This window comes from Mycobacterium mantenii (genome assembly GCF_010731775.1).
In the GTDB taxonomy this organism is placed as follows: Bacteria; Actinomycetota; Actinomycetes; order Mycobacteriales; family Mycobacteriaceae; genus Mycobacterium; species Mycobacterium mantenii.
This window is the reverse complement of sequence record NZ_AP022590.1, coordinates 3,968,580-3,985,979: the sequence shown is the minus strand read 5'-3', so window position 1 is coordinate 3,985,979 and position 17,400 is coordinate 3,968,580. Positions and strand designations below refer to the sequence as shown.

Sequence of the window (17,400 nt, the reverse complement as noted above, 5' to 3'; positions counted from 1 at the left end):
AACACCTAGCCTGCCACTATCGTTCCCCTAAGGGAGGTGTCGGATGAGCAAAGCCGCTGAGCTGATCGTCAAGTGCCTGGAAAACGAGGGTGTTTCCGTCGTGTTCGGGGTGCCCGGCGAGGAGAACATCCGGTTCGTGCAGGCGCTGGCTTCCTCGACCATCCGCTACGTGCTCACCCGGCACGAGCAGGCCGCCTCGTTCATGGCCGAGATGTATGGCAGGGTCACCGGGCGGGCGGCGGTAGTGTCGGCCACGTTGGGGCCCGGCGCGATCAACATGCAACTCGGTGTGGCCGACGCCACTACCAACAGCACCCCACTGGTCGCCATCTCCGCCCAGGTGGGTCACGACCGGGAGTTCAAGGAGTCGCACCAGTACGTCGACCTGGTGTCGATGTTCGCCCCCATCACGCGGTGGTCCGCCGGCATCCCGACCCCGCGCGCCATCCCCGAGATGGTCCGCAAGGCGTTCAAAGTCGCCGAGTCCGAACGTCCGGCCGCGGTGTACCTGGCCGTGCCCGAGCACATCGACGCCGATGACTCCGACTACGACCTGGGACCGTTGCCCCGCAACGTCGTCCGCGCCGACGCTCCGGCACCCCGCCAGGTGGCACGCGCCGTCGACGTCCTGCGCGAGGCGAAGCGCCCGGTGTTGCTGGCCGGGCACGGCGCCGCGCGCGCCGACGCCACCAAGGCCCTGGTGCGCTTCTCCGAGGAATTCGGTATCCAGGTGGCCAACACCTTCCACGGCAAGGGGGTGATGCCCGACGACCACCCCAACAGCATCGGCACGCTCGGCTTCATGCGGCACGACTACGTCAACTTCGGGTTCGACAACGCCGACGCCGTCATCACCGTCGGTTATGAGTTGCAGGAGTTCGACCCGGTCCGGATCAACCCGCAGGCCGACAAGAAGATCATCCACATTCACCGATTCCCGGCCGAGGTCGACGCGCACTACTCGGTCGACGTGGGGATCATCGGTGACATCAGCGATTCGCTGAACGCCCTGACCGACGCGCTGTCCGGTCACAGCTTCGACCATGCCGACGAGGTGCCCGGCTCGGGTCTGCTGACCGAGGAATTCGAACGGGGTCAACAGGATTCGCGCTATCCGCTGGCGCCGGCCCGGGTGGTCGCCGACACCCGGGCGGCGCTGGGGCGCAGCGACATCGTCCTGGTCGATACCGGCGCCACCAAGATGTGGATGGCCCGGCTCTACCCGACCTACGAGCGGAACACCTGCCTGATCTCAAACGGCTTATCCACCATGAGTTTTGCCCTCCCGGGCGCACTGGGTGTCAAGCTGGCGCAGCCGGAGACCAAGGTGCTCGCCGTCGTCGGCGACGGCGCGTTCCTGATGAACTCGCAAGAAATCGAGACCGCCGTGCGGGAGCGGATCCCGCTGGTGGTGCTGATCTGGGAGGACGGCGGTTACGGCCTCATCGAGTGGAAGATGGACCTCGAACTCGGCGCGCACTACTACGTGAAGTTCAACAACCCGGACGTGGTGACCTACGCGGAAAGCTTCGGCGCCAAGGGATACCGGATCAACAGCGCCGAGGAGCTGCTGCCGACGCTGCGGACCGCGCTGGCCGACGACGGTGTCTCGCTGATCAGTTGCCCGGTCGATTACTCCGAGAATCTGCGGTTGACCGACCGCCTCGGCGAGCTGGACGAAACCCTGTAACTCTCGCCGGTTGCACCCTTCTTGCCCCAAAGCAATTGCGCGAGTGTGAATCTGTGGCGACTCGGACGCCCGCTTTTGTCGGTGGATGCGGCTAGTTTGGCGGTGTGAGTCCAAGTAGTCCCCAGGATGTCGACGCGGTGTTCGACGCGCTCGATACCGACTTGGACCGTGCCTGCGCCTTGACGTTTGATGCGTTGAACACGCAGCAGCGGCTGGCACTGCTGGATCGTTGCGAGAAGCTGCGCCGGCGCATACCCGCCGTCGAGCATCCGCTGATCAACGCGGTCGCCCGCGAAGCCACACCGGCCGAACTCGGTGGCACTCTGCCGCACGCGATCGCCGAATCGACGTTGATCAGCCGCGCCGCGGCGTCCCGGCGCATCAAAGAGGCCGCCGACCTCGGGGAGCGCGTCGGTCTGACCGGCGAACCCGTGGCACCGATGCTGGCGGCCACGGCGGCCGCCCAGCGCGACGGGACGCTAGGGACGGGGCAGGTCGCTGTGATCCGCAAGTTTCACCACCAGCTGCCGGGCTGGGTCGACGGCACAACGCGGGCGCGGGCCGAGGCCGAGTTGGTGGCGAAGGGCCGAGAGTTTCGCCCCGAGCAGCTCGCCTCGCTGGCCGCCACCTTGGCCGATTGCCTCAACCCCGACGGCACCTACCGCGACGAGGACCGCGCCCGCCGTCGCGGCCTCACGCTAGGCAACCAGCAGGCCGACGGCATATCCGAGCTGCGCGGCCTGCTCACTCCCGAGGCCCGTGCCACCCTGGAAGCTGTGCTGGCCAAACTGGCCGCCCCGGGTATGTGCAACCCGCTCGACGAGACACCGTGCGTCGGCGGCGCACCCACCCAGGAAGCCATCGAACGCGATCCGCGCTCGGCGAGCCAACGCAACCATGACGGGCTGCTGGCCGCGCTGCGCGGCGTGCTGGCCTCGGGAGAGTTGGCTCAGCACAACGGGTTACCGGCCTCCATCATCGTCACCACGACGCTGCAGGAGTTGGAGGCCGCAGCCGGCCGGGGGCTGACCGGTGGCGGCACCATCCTGCCGATGAGCGACGTGATCCGTCTGGCCCGGCACGCGCACCACTATTTGGCCATTTTCGACAAGGGCAAAGCGCTGGCCCTGTATCACGCCAAGCGCCTCGCCTCACCCGGACAGCGAATCGTCCTGTACGCCAAGGATCGTGGCTGCTCCTCGCCCGGGTGCACCGTGCCCGGCTACTACTGCGAAGTCCACCACGTAACCGAGTACAGCAAACGCCACCGACGTTGACCAACTCACCTTCGCGTGCGGGCCGCATCACCGCCTGCTGCAACCCGGCGGCTGGTCTACCCGCAAAAACAACGCGGGCGACACCGAATGGATCCCGCCGCCCCGGCTCGATCGCGGCCGGCCCCGCACCAACACCTTCCACCACCCCGAGCGACTTCTCCGCCGCCAGGACGAATAGCGGGCGCCGACATGATCGAATGGGCGCATGCTGTTCCGTCAGCTGGAGTACTTCGTCGCGCTCGCGCAAGAACGCCACTTCGCGCGCGCGGCGGCCGCCTGCTACGTGTCACAGCCCGCGCTCTCGGAAGCCATCCGCAAGCTCGAGTCCGAACTCAACGTCCCGCTGGTGCGGCGCGGGCAGAAGTTCGAGGGCCTCACCCCGGAGGGCGAGCGGCTGGTGCCGTGGGCGCGGCGCATCCTCGCCGACCGCGAGGCCCTGACACAGGAAGTCACCGCGCTGCGGGCCGGCCTGACCGGCGAACTGCGTCTCGGCGTGGTCCCGGCCGCCTCGACCACCGTTGCGCTGCTTACGGATCCATTCTGCGCGGCGCACCCCTCGGTGCGGGTTCAGCTCGAGGTGAACCTGCGCTCGGCCGGGATCGTCGAACGGGTCCGCAATTTCGAATTGGACGCGGGCATCCTCTATCCGGACCAACAGGACACCGCCGACCTACTGGTCACGCCGCTGTATCACGAGCAGCCGGTGCTTATCGCCGGCGCCGAGCTGCTTGGTGGCGAATCGCAAACCATGGCGTGGTCGGACGCCGTGCAGCTGCCGCTGTGTCTGCTGACGCACGGCATGCGTGGTCGCCGGCTCATCGACGACGCGTTGGCCACCCACGATCTGCGGGTGACCCCGCAGCTCGAAACCGACTCCGTGGCCGCGCTGTTCGCGCACGTGCGCACCGGCCGGTGGGCGAGCATCGTGCCGCAGCCATGGATCCACACCCTGGGCGTGCCCGCCGGGGTCAGCGTGCTGCGGCTGCGGCGCCCGTCGGTCACCGCGTTGATAGCACTGGTGACCAACCGGGCGGAGCCGGGCTCGTTGTTGGCCCGCGCGTTGCGACGGACCGCACGCGAGGCCCGTATCGGTGCGACGCTCAGCGAGCCGTCTTAGACCCGCGCCTCGGGTGATCGGCGTTGCCTATCGGCCGGTCGGAATCGCGTCTTGGACACCACGGTGGGCGTCCTCCGAGACTGGGCTTGATTGCCGATTGAAGGAGAGTTCGATGGCCAAGTGTGTGATGGTGCTCTATCCCGACCCCGTCGAGGGGTACCCCCCGCGTTACGCGCGTGACAGCATCCCGACCATCCCCGGTTACCCCGACGGCAGCGCCGTGCCGACCCCGTCGGCGATCGACTTCACCCCCGGTGAGCTCCTCGGCTGTGTGTCGGGTGCCCTGGGGCTGCGCAAGTTCTTCGAAGACGCCGGGCACGAATTGGTGGTGACGTCGGACAAGGACGGCCCCGACTCGCAATTCGAACGGGAGCTGGCCGATGCGGAAATCGTCATCTCGCAACCGTTTTGGCCGGCCTACCTGAGCAGGGAACGCATCGCCAGGGCGCCCAAACTCAAGCTGGCGTTAACCGCCGGCATCGGCTCGGACCACGTCGATCTGGCCGCGGCCAAGGAGCGTGGGATCACCGTCGCCGAGGTGACCTACAGCAACAGCATCAGCGTCGCCGAGCACACGGTGATGCAAATCCTCGCGCTGGTCCGCAATTTCGTGCCGTCGCACCGGTGGGCAGCCGAAGGCGGATGGAACATCGCCGATTGCGTCGACCGCGCGTACGACCTGGAGGGGATGGACGTCGGCTTGATCGCGGCCGGCCGGATCGGGCGTGCGGTATTGCGCCGGCTGGCGCCCTTCGACGTCAACCTGCACTACACCGACACCCGCCGGTTGGCGCCGGAGGTGGAGCGACAACTCAACGTGACCTTCCACCCCACGGTCGAGTCGCTGGTGCGGGCCGTCGACGTGGTGTCCATCCACTCACCGCTCTACGACGACACCCGCAGGATGTTCGACGAGAAACTGATCTCGACGATGCGGCGGGGCTCGTACATCGTCAACACCGCACGTGCCGAGGAGACCGTCCCGGAAGCGATCGCCGACGCCCTGAAGTCCGGCCAGCTGGCGGGCTACGCCGGAGACGTGTGGTACCCGCAGCCGCCGCCGCCCGACCATCAGTGGCGGACCATGCCGAATAACGCCATGACACCCCATGTTTCGGGCACCACGTTGTCGGCCCAGGCGCGCTACGCCGCCGGCACCCGGGAGATTCTGGAAAGCTGGTTCGCCGGCAAGCCCATTCGTCCGGAGTACCTGATCGTCGAAGGCGGAAAGCTCGCGGGCACCGGAGCGCTGTCCTACCAGAAGTAGCCCGCCGAGCGACCCTCAACGGCGCTGGTCGCCGTCGACAAGGTCATCGGCGGCACGTAGCCGCCGATCAGGGCGCGATGCCACCACGCGCGGTCGCGCCGCAGCTCGGTCGGTGTGGTGAAACGGTATTGGTAGAGCTGGGCCCGCACAAACCGGGGCGGCGAATCCGGAAACGGGTTGTGGCGCAACAACCGCAGGGCGGGCCGATCGTTTTCCAGCAACCGCTGCAGGAACGGTCTCAGCCACGGCTGCGCATAGCCCGGCGAGATGGCGGCGAACCACATCAGCCAGTCCAGCCGCAGGTGATAGGGCGCCCACTGTCGGGGCAGCCGGCGCAGCGCCCCCGGCTTGCCCTTGAATTCGTATTCCTTCCAGACAGTTTGGCCCGTGATGACCGCCTCGTCGGTCCCTTCGATCACCACCTCCCGGCGGATCCTTCCGATGCTGCCGAAGGCGCCATAGGTGTTCACCAGATGAAATGAGTTGAACGACATGTTCATCCGTTGACGCGACGACAGCATGTTCACCATCGGCCAGTAACTCATGAACAGCACCGCGGCCGTGACCGCGACCACCAGGGCGACGAACCACAGCGGAGTGGCCGCCAGCGCCGGGTGCGCCGGGACAAGGCTCCTGGGCAGCAGCACCGCGATCGATGCGTCGTCGATGGCGCTGAACGCCAACAGGATCGTCACCCAATTCAGCCAGGCGAAGTTGCCCGAAGCGACCAGCCACAACTGGGTGATGACGATGATCGCGGCGGCCACGCTGGACACCGGCTGCGGCGCGAACAAGCCGAACGGCACGATCAGCTGCGCGAAGTGGTTGCCCGCCACCTCGATCCGATGCAGGGGTTTGGGCAGATGGTGGAAGAACCAGCTCAACGGACCCGGCATCGGTTGTGTCTCATGGTGGTAGTACAAACACGTCAGGTCGCGCCAGCACGGGTCGCCGCGCATCTTGATCAGTCCCGCACCGAACTCGACGCGGAACAACAGCAGCCGGACCATCCACAGTGTGAGCACCGGCGGTGCGACGCCGTGGTTGCCCAAAAAGATCATCAGGAACCCGGTCTCGAGTAGCAGCGATTCCCAGCCGAACGAGTACCAGGTCTGCCCGACGTTGACGATCGACAGGTAGAGCACCCACAAAACCAGCCACATCGACATCGCGGCCCACAGCGGCACCGCGTCGGCGGCACCGGCGACGATTGCCGCCGACAGCGCCGCGCCGAACCAGGAGACGGCCGAAAACAGCCGATCGGAATAACGCAGGTGGAACAGGCTCGGGGTGCGCCAAAAGGATTGCCGCGCCAAGAACCGCGGAACGGGCAGCATGCCGCGCTCGCCGATGAGCGCGCGGAACTGGACAGCGGCCGCGACGAATCCCAGCAGGTAGATCGCCGCGGCGCCGCGCTCGAGCACCAATCTGCCCACCCAATATTGGGGTGCGGAAAACCAGTCCATGGCGCGAACTCCTCGGTCGGTGACGGCTACGCCAACCCGCATATCCAGTCAATCAGCCGGTAAACGGGTAGCCAATAGCCCGGCCGACTATTCGTCGCGTGGATCGCGCGCCCGATTGGGGATCGTGACCACCGAAGCGGCGAGCACCGCAAGCGAAATCAACGCCAGCAGTTGGACACTCGCGGAATGGCCGGCATAACCGTCGGCCGACCGCCATGGTTGGCGCGACAGTGCCGCCCCGGCCAGAATCAGCCCGCCGGCACAGCCGACGACGCTGAGGCATTTCCAGCGCGCCCGGCCCAGCGCGTACCGCAGGCCCAGGGCGCCCCCCATCGCCACGACACCGGCCACGCCGGCGATCACCGCCGCGGCGACCAGCGCCGGGACGGCAGCCCATGCCCCGGGTCGCCATGGCCGCGCGGGCGCGGATTCGTCGTCCCTTCGTCGGCTGCGCCAGAGCGCCAGCAGCGCCAGCAACGGCAGCAGGGCCAGCCCCACCGCCAGACCCACCCGGTAGAGCGAGTTCGGGACAAACGTCAGCGTGATGGTGCCGGGGTCGCCCGCTGGCACCACCCAGCCCTGCTGCCACCCGTTGACCGCGATCGGAGTCAAGCGGGTCCCGGTGCCGGTGCGCGCCACCCATCCCGGGTTGATGCTTTCCGGGACCACCAGTACCCGGGAGGTGGCCGAAGCGGGAGCCTGCACTTCGCGGCGATCCGGGCCCCACGCCCGCCATGACGAAACACGCACGGGCCGAGCAACTTCGGTGTCGGCCCGGGCGGACAACTCGGCCCCGTCCACGACGAACTGCGCGCCCGGGCTGATCAACAGCTCCTGCTGGCCCGCGGGCAGCGCGATTGGGTCGCGTTCGCAGGGCACCGCCGCGACGGGCGCGTCATCCAGGATTGTCCCCACCGTGGTGTGGATCGCGGTGTGCACGAACCGTCCCGCGACCGCGATGACGGGCCCACGGTCGCACCCAACGGTGATCTCCCGGCTGCGGTTGCGGCCGGCGTCGGCGGGCGCGATAGGGCTCCCGTCGGCGCCCAGCGCCGCGACCTCGGCCAGCCCGGGCGGTTTGAGCTGATCGAAACCCAGCGCGTTGCGGTCGATCACGTCTTCCCAATTGAGCAGGCTGATGGTCACGGTGTCGGTCACCCGGGGTTTGAGCGGCACCATCTGCGCCCCGTCGGGCTTCACCGCGGCGGCCTGGGGGCCGTCGCCGAGGTTGACGGCCACCATCGTCGGGTGCACGGGCAACGCCGAGCGGCTGGGAACCAGCCGCACCCCGGTGACCTCGGTGGGCCGGGGCAACCTGAGCGTCAGGGTCGGCGGGGTCTTGTGCTGCACCACCCGCTGCGGCGCCGTCCACGCGGTGCCCGGGTCGCCGTCGGTGGCCGCGTAGGCCGAGCCGAGCACATCCACCGTGTCCGAATCACCTTGAGCGACAGTGGTATTCGGTTCAGTGATCAGGTCGGCCAGTTTGGGTCCCTGCCGCGGCCGCACCCACACCGTCGGGGTCACCGACATTGGTGCCGGCACGGTCAGGGTCCGGCTGAAATTGACCGGTTCCTCCGGGGCCAGGGACATCGACGGCGCGCAGCGCACACCCTCGGGCGCGTGGGCACAGCCCGGTCTGCCCAGCAGTTCGGATCCCAGGTCCCATCCCGTGATCGGCGTGCCCGGTGCCGGCCCGGGCACCCGCACGGTGTGCCGCAGGTCGACCTGGTGGGCGAACCCGGACGCGTCGTACTGGGTGACCGTCAGGTCGGTGATGCCGAACTGCACCCCGGCCGATCCGTCGTCGGTGCCAGCGGCGGTGATCCGGACCCAGGGAGTTTCGCCGTAGGGGAGTGCCGCGGCAAGCGGCTTGCCCGACTCGTCGAAGCGCAAAGTGGTGCTGCCGGTGGCGGTTTCGATCAGGATGCGGCGCACCTGGGCGCCGACGGCGGTGGCGCTGGGCGTCAATGTGATGGCCGCATTGGTCACCGGGTGGTCGAAATCGATCTGCATCCATTGACCGACGGCGGCCTGCAGCGAGTTGGACACCCAGGCGGTCGCCGAATCCCCGTCGATGGCGGCGGCCGGCGAAGTCGCCGGTGCCACGTCGGGCATCGCGGTGGAATCCGACGACGAACTTGACACCGTGATCCGGCCGGCGGCCCAGGCCCCCGTCACCGGATCGGCCCCGGGGACGGGGTAGTCGGGCACCCGGTTGTAGGTGTGCCGCGCGTCGCCGGGGGCCCGGATCGCTGACGAATGTTCGTCTACCCGACCGTAATCCGTCTCGCGGGCCACCGGGGTGTCGGTGATGGTCACCCCGGTTGTCGTTGGCAGTCCGGCACCCCGCGCGTCCGCGGTCAACAGCGCCGGGCCCAGCGGCGGACGGCCCAGCAGCCGCCGCCGCTCGTCAAGGCGCAGCAGCGCCTCGGGCCCGCCGTCGACCCGGGACATCAAGTCGGTGTCGACGAAATACGGTGTGCCGGGGTCGCTGTCGGCTCCGACGGAAAAGATCTCGACCGCCGGGTAGCGCGGCCGCAGTCCGCTGTCCGCGACGAAACCGGCCAGAGTGCCCGGCCCCACCGGGGCGCCGAACTGCGCGACCTTGTGCAGTCCGGGTGACCCGTCGATGGCGCGGTGCACCAGGATGGGCCGCGCCGAGCGCGACGTGTCGGGGTCCAGGTCGTTGCGGACCACCACATACGAAATGCCTTGGCGGGCAAGAGTATCGGCAAGCCCCGCCGAGGGGCGGCCAGCCGCGAACAAACGCTGCACCGAATCGAGCGCCCGGATTGTCTGCGGCGGGGTCAGCGGGATGGAATCACGCACTCCCCACGGGCTACTGCCGAGGACCTGCAGTGGCTCGTCATGGCTGGTGCCCCAGACCTGGGTGGCGAACGGCGCCCCCGGGACGACGAGCACCCGCCCGGGCGCCGGCGTCCCGGTGTTGTGCTCGGTGAGCCAGTCCGCGGTCTCGTGCCAGTACTGCGGGATCGCGGTGAACGTTCCCGGCGGGGCCAGCCGACCGGTCCACGCCAGCGACGTGCTGACCATCAGCGCGATGAGGACCACAACCGCGGTCGCGACCCGTTTGTCGCGCTCGGGGTGCGCGAAGGCGCGCAGCCACACCGGCATCGGCGCGCTGCCCGGCAGCGGTATCCGGCCGAGCAGCTGCGCGAGTCCCAGCACCACCGGGATCCTGATCACCGACCCCAGCTTGTGCACGTTGCGCAACGGAGCGCCGCCGGCGTCGAGGAAGGCCTGCACCGCGTGCGCCACCGGCGAGCCCAGCCCGCCGCTGTATCCGGCGGCCATCAGCACCGCCCCGGCCAACAGCATCGTGACCAGTCGCCCACGCGCCGGCATGGCCGGGCTGGCCAGCCCCGCCAGCCCGGCCGCCGCGACCAGGCAGGTGCCCAGCACGGCCGCCGATCCGGTCACCAGCGGTGCGCCCGCGGTGGCGGTCGGCGCCACGTACGGGGTCCAGCTGTCGGTGCCGCGCAACATCTCGACCAGGGACGACCATTGCGTCGTCACGCCGGAAGATTCGATGAAGTCCAGGAACGGAGGACTGATGGCGCGCAGCATCACCAGCGCCACCACCCACCACAGCGTCGCCAGCACCAGGGCCAGCAGGCACCACCCGGTGTAGCGCCACCACAACCGGTTTGGCCGGTGGCACGCCCACCAGATCACCGCGGGCAGGCAGCCGGCCAGGGTGGCGATGGCGTTGACCGCACCCATCAGCGCGACGGCCAGCCCCGCCCGCCCGGCCAGCGCCCGCACCGACCGGTCGCCGCTGGCCCGCAGGGCCAGGATCGTGGGCAGCAACACCCACGGCGCCAACATCATCGGCAGGGTTTCCGACGAGATCGAGCCGAGGGTGGTCAGCACCCGCGGCGACAGCGCGAACGCGGTCGCGGCGATCACCCGCGACGCCGGGCTGCCGATCCGCAGCGCCTCGGCGACCCGCAGCAGCCCCCAGAACCCGACGATGAGCAGCAGCGCCCACCACAGCCGCTGGGTGATCCAGCCGGGCACTCCCAGCGCGTGGCCGATCAGGAAGAAGGTGCCGTGCGGAAACAGGTACCCGTAGGCCTGGTTCTGCGCCTGCCCGAACGGCAGCTCGCTGTTCCACAGATTGGTCGCCCGGGCCAGAAAGCGCAGCGGGTTCGCGGTGAGGTCGAGCTTGGTGTCAGGCGAGATCTGCCCGGGGGATTGGGCGAACGTCAGCGCCAGCGCGATCGCACCGACCAACCACAACCACCGGCGCGAAACGGGTGCGACCGGCGAACTCGAGACCGGCGCGCCGGTGCCCGTGCTCGCCGCTGAATCCGATGGCGGCGACGCGCTGCGCCCGGCTTCGTCCTGTAATGGCGACCCGCTGCCTCCGGCTACGTCGCGCTTGCGATCGCCACGGCCGCGTTTGCGATCGCCGCTAGCTACGGTTGCCGTACTCGACCCGGTTGAGCACTGACGACTGCGGATCGCCCCCGGGAAGTGGCGGCTTCGTGTCTTGCTGGACCATCAAGGTGACCCCGAAGATCGCCGCCGCGCCGAGCAACAGGCCAACCACAACGCTGGCTGCGGCGGGCGCAACGATCCGGTTCATCGACGGCTCCTGAATTTTCGGGGTTTTGGTCGTTGAGGTTCAACCTGACGCCAACCTAGCAGAAGAGCGCCGGCCGACCGGGTCGCCGGTCACCAGTGGAGACAGTGCCCGTGCCAGCAGCGGTCGCCGTATTCCACCTGATAGGGCCCGGCCGGAAGCGCAGGGCGCTGCAGGCTCGGCACCGGCACCAGGCTATGGTCCGCCACGGCGAGCGTGATCCCGACGGTCGCCGCGACCCCGACGGACAAGCCCACCGCGATGCTGACCGCGGCCGCCAAGGTGAAACCGGTCATCGCTGGCTCCTCCCTGCCAGTCAGTTGGGCACGCAGCCCCCCTGATCAGCAACGTACCGTTGATGCCCCCTGGAGCCGGGCGCGAAACGCCCGCCGTGAAAGCATGGCCCGATGGCATTTTCGCGCACCTTCGCCGTGCTCGCAGCCGCGGCGGTGCTGGTGGCCGGTTGCGGCCACCACGCCGCGCCTCCGGCCCGTTCGTCGACGTCGAGCAAGCCGGTGGCCGCTCCGCCGGCGCCGCCGGTGTGCGCCGACCCGACGGCGGTTCCGGCCACGATGGGAATCCGGGACAAGCTCGCCCAACTGTTGATGGTCGGTGTCAAGAACGCCGACGACGCCCGGGCGGTCGTCAACGGCTACCACGTCGGCGGCATCTTCATCGGCAGCTGGACGGACCTGTCGATCTTCAACGGCCCGCTGGCCGACATCTCCGCCAAGGCGGGACCGCTGCCGCTGGCCGTCAGCGTCGACGAAGAGGGCGGGCGGGTCTCGCGGTTGAAGTCGCTGATCGGGACCTCGCCGTCGCCTCGCGAGCTGGCGCAGACACAAACGGTTCAGCAGGTCCATGACCTGGCCGCCGACCGCGGCAGGAAGATGCACGACCTGGGCATCACCGTCGACTTTGCGCCCGTCGTCGACGTCAGCGACGAGCCCGACGACGCCGTGATCGGCAACCGTTCGTTCAGCGCCGATCCGGCCAAGGTCACCGACTACGCCGGTGCCTATGCGCAGGGCCTGCGGGAGGCGGGGCTGATGCCGGTGCTCAAACACTTCCCCGGCCACGGGCACGGCTCCGGCGACTCGCACACCGGGGGCGTCGTCACACCGCCGCTGGATGCCCTGCAGAACAACGATCTGGTGCCGTACCGGACCCTGGTGGCCGTGCCGCCTGTCGGGGTCATGGTGGGCCACCTGCAGGTTCCCGGTCTCACCGGCGACGCCCCGGCCAGCCTGAGTCCCGATGCGGTGCAGCTGCTGCGCAACGGGGTCGGCTATAAGGGCCCGCCATTCACCGGCCCGGTGTTCAGTGACGACCTGTCCAGCATGGCCGCCATCTCCGACCGGTACGGGGTAGCGGAGGCCGTGCTGCGCAGCCTGCGGGCCGGCGTTGACGTGGCGCTGTGGGTCACCACCGACGAGGTGCCGGCGGTCCTCGACCGATTGCAACAGGCGGTGGCGTCCGGCGACCTGCCGGCCAAGCAGGTCGACGAGTCGCTGGTGCGGGTCGCGACGATGAAGGGCCGCAGCCCGACCTGCGGGCACTAGCGGTGATCGCGGGCCACATTGCTTACTCTTGAGTCAGATCGACGGGCTGGAGAGGCAAGCGATGGCGGGTGGTACCAAGCGGTTACCGCGTGCCGTCCGCGAACAGCAGATGCTCGACGCCGCCGTGCAGATGTTCTCGGTCAACGGCTATCACGAGACCTCGATGGACGCCATCGCCGCCGAGGCGCAGATCTCCAAGCCGATGCTGTACCTGTACTACGGCTCCAAGGAAGACCTGTTCGGCGCCTGCCTGAACCGGGAGATGAGCCGATTCATCGACGTGGTGCGCGCCGACATCGATTTCGAGCAGAGCCCGAACGACATGCTGCGCAACACCATCGCGTCGTTCATGCGCTACATCGACGCCAACCGGGCGTCCTGGATCGTGATGTACACCCAGGCGACCAGCTCGCAGGCGTTCGCCCACATGGTCCGTGAGGGGCGCGAGCAGATCATCGACCTGGTGGCCGGCCTGATGCGGGCGGGCAGCCGCAACCCGCGCTCCGAGCGCGAGCACGAGATGATGGCCGTGGCCCTGGTGGGCGCGGGCGAGGCTGTCGCCAATCGGCTCAGCACCGGCGACGTCGACGTCGACGAGGCGGCCCAGCTGATGATCGACCTGTTCTGGTACGGCCTCAAGGGCTCACCGGCGGAACGGGAAGCGGCGGCGGCCCAGCCCGAGGCGGCCGGCTCGGACGCCGTCGGCGACTAGCCCCTAGATTCGTTCAGGTGGCCCGAATGAGCGCGCCCGGCTCGGACCGCGGCAGCCTCGACTTCTTTTGTGCGGTGATCATCGTCGGGTTGCTCGCCGGAGTCGCCGGATTGGCGACAATGTACGTGCTGCGCGTCGTCCAGCACGCCACGTACAACTACAGTTTCGGCGCGTTGCTGACCGGGGTGGCCGCCAGCAGCCCGATCCGGCGCGTCGTGAGCCCGATGATCGGCGCCGCTGTGGCGGGCCTGGGGTGGTGGCTGCTGCGGCGCCGGGCCGAGGTGCCCCCGCTGGCGCAGACCATCGCCCGCCACGAACCCGTGCCGTGGCTTTCCTGGAGCATCGACGCCATGCTGCAGGTGCTGCTCGTCGGAGCGGGGGCCTCCCTCGGGCGAGAAGGCGCCCCGCGTCAATTCGCCGCAGCGCTAGGCGATTTGGGAACCGGATGGCTCAAGCGGCTCTCACCGCGCGACCGCGAGGTTCTGCTGGCCTGCGCCGCGGGTGCCGGGCTGGGCGCGGTGTATGCGGTCCCGCTGGCCGGTGCGCTGTTCTCGATCCGGATTTTGCTCAACACCTGGCAGCCGCGGGCGGTGGGTGCGGCGTTTCTTTCCTCCGGTCTGGCGGTCGCCGTCGGATCGGCCATCACCCGCGATCAGCCCAACCTGCAGTGGCCGACCGGGGAATCCACCTATCTGCTGACCGCGCATGGCTTGTTGCTGGCGCCGGTGGCTCTCGCGGTGGGCCTGGCGTTCAACCGGTTGACGACCGCGGCGCGACCGGTCCGCCAGATTCGGACCCCGGTGCTGATCCCCGCGCTCGCGGGGGCGGGATTGGTGATGGGCATTTGTTCGCATTGGTGGCCCGAATTGCCCGGCAACGGCCGCAGCATCCTGACGGTCAGCCTGGCCAGCGACATGACCCTGGCGGCGGCACTCGCGATTCTGGTGCTCAAACCCCTACTGACCGCGTTGTTTTTGCGCGCTGGCGGGGCCGGCGGACTGCTGACGCCCTCGCTGGCCACCGGCGCCGCCGCCGGGGCGGCGGTGGTGTTGATGATCAACTGGGCGACCGGGACGCACCTGCACGTGCCGGCGGTATCGCTGGCGGGGGCCGCAGGAGTGCTCGCGGTGACCCAGGGCTCGCCGATCTGGGCGGCGATCTTCGTCTGGGAACTCGCCCGGCCACCGCTGTGGCTGTTCCTGCTTTTCCTGTTGACCGCGACGGGCGCACATGGTCTGAAAGTCCTTGCCCAGGGCCGCGGTTCGACGCACGCGGGCTAGTGGGTCGCCACCGTCAGCACAGTGGCGATCGCGAGCGCGGCAGAGCCGGGCGAAGCGGGTCGCCACCGTCAGCACTAGAGCGATCGCGAGCGCGGCGGAGCCGGGCGAAGCGGGTCGCCACCGTCAGCACTAGAGCGATCGCGAGCGCGGCGGAGCCGGGCGAAGCGGGTCGCCACCGTCAGCACTAGAGCGGGCGCACCGTGCCGGTCAGGTGCGGGTATCCCTTGGCGATGTTGCGCAGCGAAATGTCCCAGCCGCCATCGTGTTCGTCGATGTAGAGCCCGGTGGTCGCGGGCAGCACCACCGGCTTGCCGAACCGCACCGAATAGCGCACCGCGTCGGGGATTTGCGCCTCGATATTGGCCAATACTGCTGCGGCACTGAACATTCCGTGCGCGATCACGGAAGGGAATCCGAACAGCTTGGCCGCGACCGAGTTGGTGTGGATCGGGTTGTGGTCCCCGCCGACGTCGGCGTAGCGCCGGATCAGCGCCGGGCTGATCCGCAGCACGGTGGACGGCGGTGGCAGCTTGGGCTGCTTCTGCGGTGGCGGCTTGGGCTCGTCGGACAGGCTGGTCCGCTGCTGGTGCAGGAAGGTCGTCACCTGATGCCAGGCGGTGTCGTTGCCGACGTTGACGTCGGTCACCAGATCGACCAGCAGGCCCTTGCGGTGCTCGCGCAGGTTCTCGGCGTGCACGCGCACGCCGACCGTGTCGGTGACCGCGATCGGGCGGTACTGCGTGATGTGGTTTTCGGTGTGTACCGATCCCATTGCGGCGAAAGGGAAGTCGAACCCGGTCACCAGCGACATCAGCGCCGGAAACGTTAGCGCGAACGGATAGGTCAGCGGCACGTGGTTGCCGTAGCGCAGACCGGTGACCCCCGCATACTCGGCCACGTTGGTGCGGTCGATGGGCAGTTCCTCGACGGTCACCGTGCGGGTGGGCAGGTCGCTGCCGCGGGACACTACCGGCAGGGCCCCGGCGGCCGCGCGCAGCATGTTTTTCAGGCCGCTTGGCTGGTTCATGGCGTTCTCCTCGACAGCCTCTTTGCTAGGCGCCCAACATGGCCTGGCCGCAGACGCGAATGACGTTACCCGTCACCGCATTTGACGCCGGGCTGGCGAAGTAGGCGATGGTCTCCGCGACATCGACCGGCTGGCCGCCCTGCAGCAACGAGTTCATCCGACGGCCGACCTCGCGGGTGGCCAGCGGAATGGCGGCCGTCATCTGGGTTTCGATGAACCCCGGTGCGACGGCGTTGATCGTGATGCCCTTGTCGTAGAGCTCCGGGGCCAGCGCCTGGGTAAGGCCGATCATCCCGGCCTTGGTCGTCGCGTAGTTGGTCTGGCCGCGGTTGCCGGCGATGCCGGCCATGGACGACAGGCCGATCACCCGGCCGCCTTCGCCGAGCGTGCCGTTGCCTACCAGCCCTTCGGTAACGCGAAGGGGGGCAAGCAGATTGACGGCCAGGACGGCGTCCCAGCGGGCGTCGTCCATGTTGGCCAACAGCTTGTCGCGGGTGATGCCGGCGTTGTTGACCAGGACGTCGGCGCGCCCGCCGTGGTGCTCGCGCAGGTGTTCGGTGACCTTGTCGACGGCGTCGGGGGCGGTGACGTCGAGCCACAGCGGGGTGCCGCCGACCCGGCTGGCCGTCTCGGCCAGCGCCTCGGCGGCCGATTCGACGTCGATCGCGACCACGCGTGCGCCGTCGCGGGCGAACACGTCGGCGATCGTCGCACCGATTCCCCGGGCCGCGCCGGTCACGATGGCGACCTTGCCGTCCAGCGGGCGGTCCCAGTCGGCCGGGGGCGTGGAGTCCGCCTCCCCAACGTAGAAGACCTGGCCGTCGACGTAGGCGGACTTGGCCGACAGAATGAACCGCATCGTCGATTCCAGGCCCGTCGCAGCGGGTTTGGCGTCCGGCGACAGGTACACCAGCGCCACCGTGGTGCCGTTGCGCAGCTCCTTGCCCAGCGAACGGGTGAAGCCCTCCAGCGCGCGCTGTGCGATCCGCTCGTGCGGGCTGGCGGCCGCGTCGGGCGTGGTGCCGACCACCGCCACCCGCGCGCAATGGCCCAGATTGCGCAGCAGCGGGGTGAAGAACTCGTACAACCCCTTGAGTCCCTCCGGTGTGTTGATGCCGGTGGCATCGAACACCAGGCCGCCGAACTTGTCGGCCCACCGACCGCCCAGGTTGTTGCCCACCAGGTCGTAGTCGGCGTCCAGTGCCGCGCGCAGCGGTTCGACGACCCTGCCCTCCCCGCCGATCAGCAGGGCCCCGGCCAGTGGCGGTTCACCGGCCCGGTAGCGGCGCAGCGTCTCGGGTTGGGGAACGCCGAGCTGCTTGGCGAGAAACGATCCAGGACCGGAATTGACGATCTGAGAGAACAGATCGGACGAAGCCTTGGGAGCCACCGG

12 protein-coding genes and 1 pseudogene are annotated in these 17,400 nt (G+C 68.9%); 7 read left to right on the top strand and 6 right to left on the bottom strand.

Features of this window, described 5'->3' with window-relative positions:
• Positions 1-43: 43 nt before the first annotated feature.
• The 4 genes and pseudogenes from G6N50_RS18010 (at position 44) to G6N50_RS17995 (ending at position 5,351) form a co-directional block, all read left to right on the top strand.
• A complete protein-coding gene (locus tag G6N50_RS18010) occupies positions 44-1,690 on the top strand; it encodes an acetolactate synthase large subunit (protein WP_083096663.1) in 1,647 nt (548 codons plus the stop codon).
• 104 nt (positions 1,691-1,794) lie between these two features.
• A pseudogene (locus G6N50_RS18005) lies at positions 1,795-3,145 on the top strand (HNH endonuclease signature motif containing protein).
• 27 nt (positions 3,146-3,172) lie between these two features.
• A complete protein-coding gene (locus G6N50_RS18000; RefSeq protein ID WP_083096664.1) occupies positions 3,173-4,084 on the top strand; it encodes a LysR family transcriptional regulator in 912 nt (303 codons plus the stop codon).
• A gap of 112 nt (positions 4,085-4,196) precedes the next feature.
• Positions 4,197-5,351, top strand: coding sequence for an NAD-dependent formate dehydrogenase (locus G6N50_RS17995; RefSeq protein WP_083096665.1), 1,155 nt, complete (start codon positions 4,197-4,199; stop codon positions 5,349-5,351).
• Here the strand turns inward: G6N50_RS17995 and G6N50_RS17990 are convergent.
• From G6N50_RS17990 to G6N50_RS17975, 4 genes are all read right to left on the bottom strand, one after another.
• A complete protein-coding gene (locus G6N50_RS17990) occupies positions 5,339-6,817 on the bottom strand; it encodes a lipase maturation factor family protein (RefSeq protein WP_083096666.1) in 1,479 nt (492 codons plus the stop codon). The two genes, G6N50_RS17995 and G6N50_RS17990, sit on opposite strands and share 13 nt — an antisense overlap.
• An 87-nt stretch (positions 6,818-6,904) precedes the next feature.
• Positions 6,905-11,080 (bottom strand): alpha-(1->3)-arabinofuranosyltransferase, encoded by a 4,176-nt coding sequence (locus G6N50_RS17985; protein WP_163650862.1) that lies wholly within the window; start codon positions 11,078-11,080, stop codon positions 6,905-6,907.
• Positions 11,081-11,255: 175 nt separating this feature from the next.
• On the bottom strand, positions 11,256-11,429 hold the full coding sequence (locus G6N50_RS17980; protein WP_003874046.1) for a DUF2613 domain-containing protein: 174 nt from the start codon (positions 11,427-11,429) through the stop codon (positions 11,256-11,258).
• 89 nt (positions 11,430-11,518) lie between these two features.
• A complete protein-coding gene (locus G6N50_RS17975; RefSeq protein ID WP_083096670.1) occupies positions 11,519-11,722 on the bottom strand; it encodes a DUF2613 domain-containing protein in 204 nt (67 codons plus the stop codon).
• 111 nt (positions 11,723-11,833) lie between these two features.
• Between G6N50_RS17975 and G6N50_RS17970 the strand changes: the two genes are divergently transcribed.
• The 3 genes from G6N50_RS17970 to G6N50_RS17960 all read left to right on the top strand — a co-directional run bounded on the left by G6N50_RS17970 (position 11,834) and on the right by G6N50_RS17960 (position 14,980).
• The gene (locus G6N50_RS17970; RefSeq protein WP_083096672.1) at positions 11,834-12,988 is read left to right on the top strand and encodes a glycoside hydrolase family 3 N-terminal domain-containing protein; all 1,155 of its coding nucleotides are present in this window, start codon (positions 11,834-11,836) and stop codon (positions 12,986-12,988) included.
• 61 nt (positions 12,989-13,049) lie between these two features.
• Positions 13,050-13,700, top strand: a complete 651-nt coding sequence (locus G6N50_RS17965; protein WP_083096674.1) for a TetR/AcrR family transcriptional regulator — start codon at positions 13,050-13,052, stop codon at positions 13,698-13,700.
• Positions 13,701-13,726: 26 nt separating this feature from the next.
• Complete coding sequence (locus tag G6N50_RS17960) at positions 13,727-14,980, top strand: chloride channel protein (protein ID WP_083096676.1); 1,254 nt, start codon at positions 13,727-13,729, stop codon at positions 14,978-14,980.
• A gap of 184 nt (positions 14,981-15,164) precedes the next feature.
• Here G6N50_RS17960 and G6N50_RS17955 read toward each other — a convergent pair whose 3' ends face one another.
• Positions 15,165-16,007, bottom strand: a complete 843-nt coding sequence (locus G6N50_RS17955) for a MaoC/PaaZ C-terminal domain-containing protein (RefSeq protein WP_083096678.1) — start codon at positions 16,005-16,007, stop codon at positions 15,165-15,167.
• Between the two features lie 25 nt (positions 16,008-16,032).
• Complete coding sequence (locus tag G6N50_RS17950) at positions 16,033-17,397, bottom strand: 3-oxoacyl-ACP reductase (RefSeq protein WP_083096680.1); 1,365 nt, start codon at positions 17,395-17,397, stop codon at positions 16,033-16,035.
• Positions 17,398-17,400 lie beyond the last annotated feature (3 nt).

Coding starts and splice junctions, on each gene's coding strand:
- G6N50_RS17970 (WP_083096672.1), top strand. CDS start 11,834: ATGGCATTTTCGCGCACCTTCGCCGTGCTCGCAGCCGCGGCGGTGCTG.
- G6N50_RS17975 (WP_083096670.1), bottom strand. CDS start 11,722: ATGACCGGTTTCACCTTGGCGGCCGCGGTCAGCATCGCGGTGGGCTTG.
- G6N50_RS17995 (WP_083096665.1), top strand. CDS start 4,197: ATGGCCAAGTGTGTGATGGTGCTCTATCCCGACCCCGTCGAGGGGTAC.
- G6N50_RS17990 (WP_083096666.1), bottom strand. CDS start 6,817: ATGGACTGGTTTTCCGCACCCCAATATTGGGTGGGCAGATTGGTGCTC.
- G6N50_RS18000 (WP_083096664.1), top strand. CDS start 3,173: ATGCTGTTCCGTCAGCTGGAGTACTTCGTCGCGCTCGCGCAAGAACGC.
- G6N50_RS17960 (WP_083096676.1), top strand. CDS start 13,727: ATGAGCGCGCCCGGCTCGGACCGCGGCAGCCTCGACTTCTTTTGTGCG.
- G6N50_RS17965 (WP_083096674.1), top strand. CDS start 13,050: ATGGCGGGTGGTACCAAGCGGTTACCGCGTGCCGTCCGCGAACAGCAG.
- G6N50_RS18010 (WP_083096663.1), top strand. CDS start 44: ATGAGCAAAGCCGCTGAGCTGATCGTCAAGTGCCTGGAAAACGAGGGT.
- G6N50_RS17980 (WP_003874046.1), bottom strand. CDS start 11,429: ATGAACCGGATCGTTGCGCCCGCCGCAGCCAGCGTTGTGGTTGGCCTG.
- G6N50_RS17955 (WP_083096678.1), bottom strand. CDS start 16,007: ATGAACCAGCCAAGCGGCCTGAAAAACATGCTGCGCGCGGCCGCCGGG.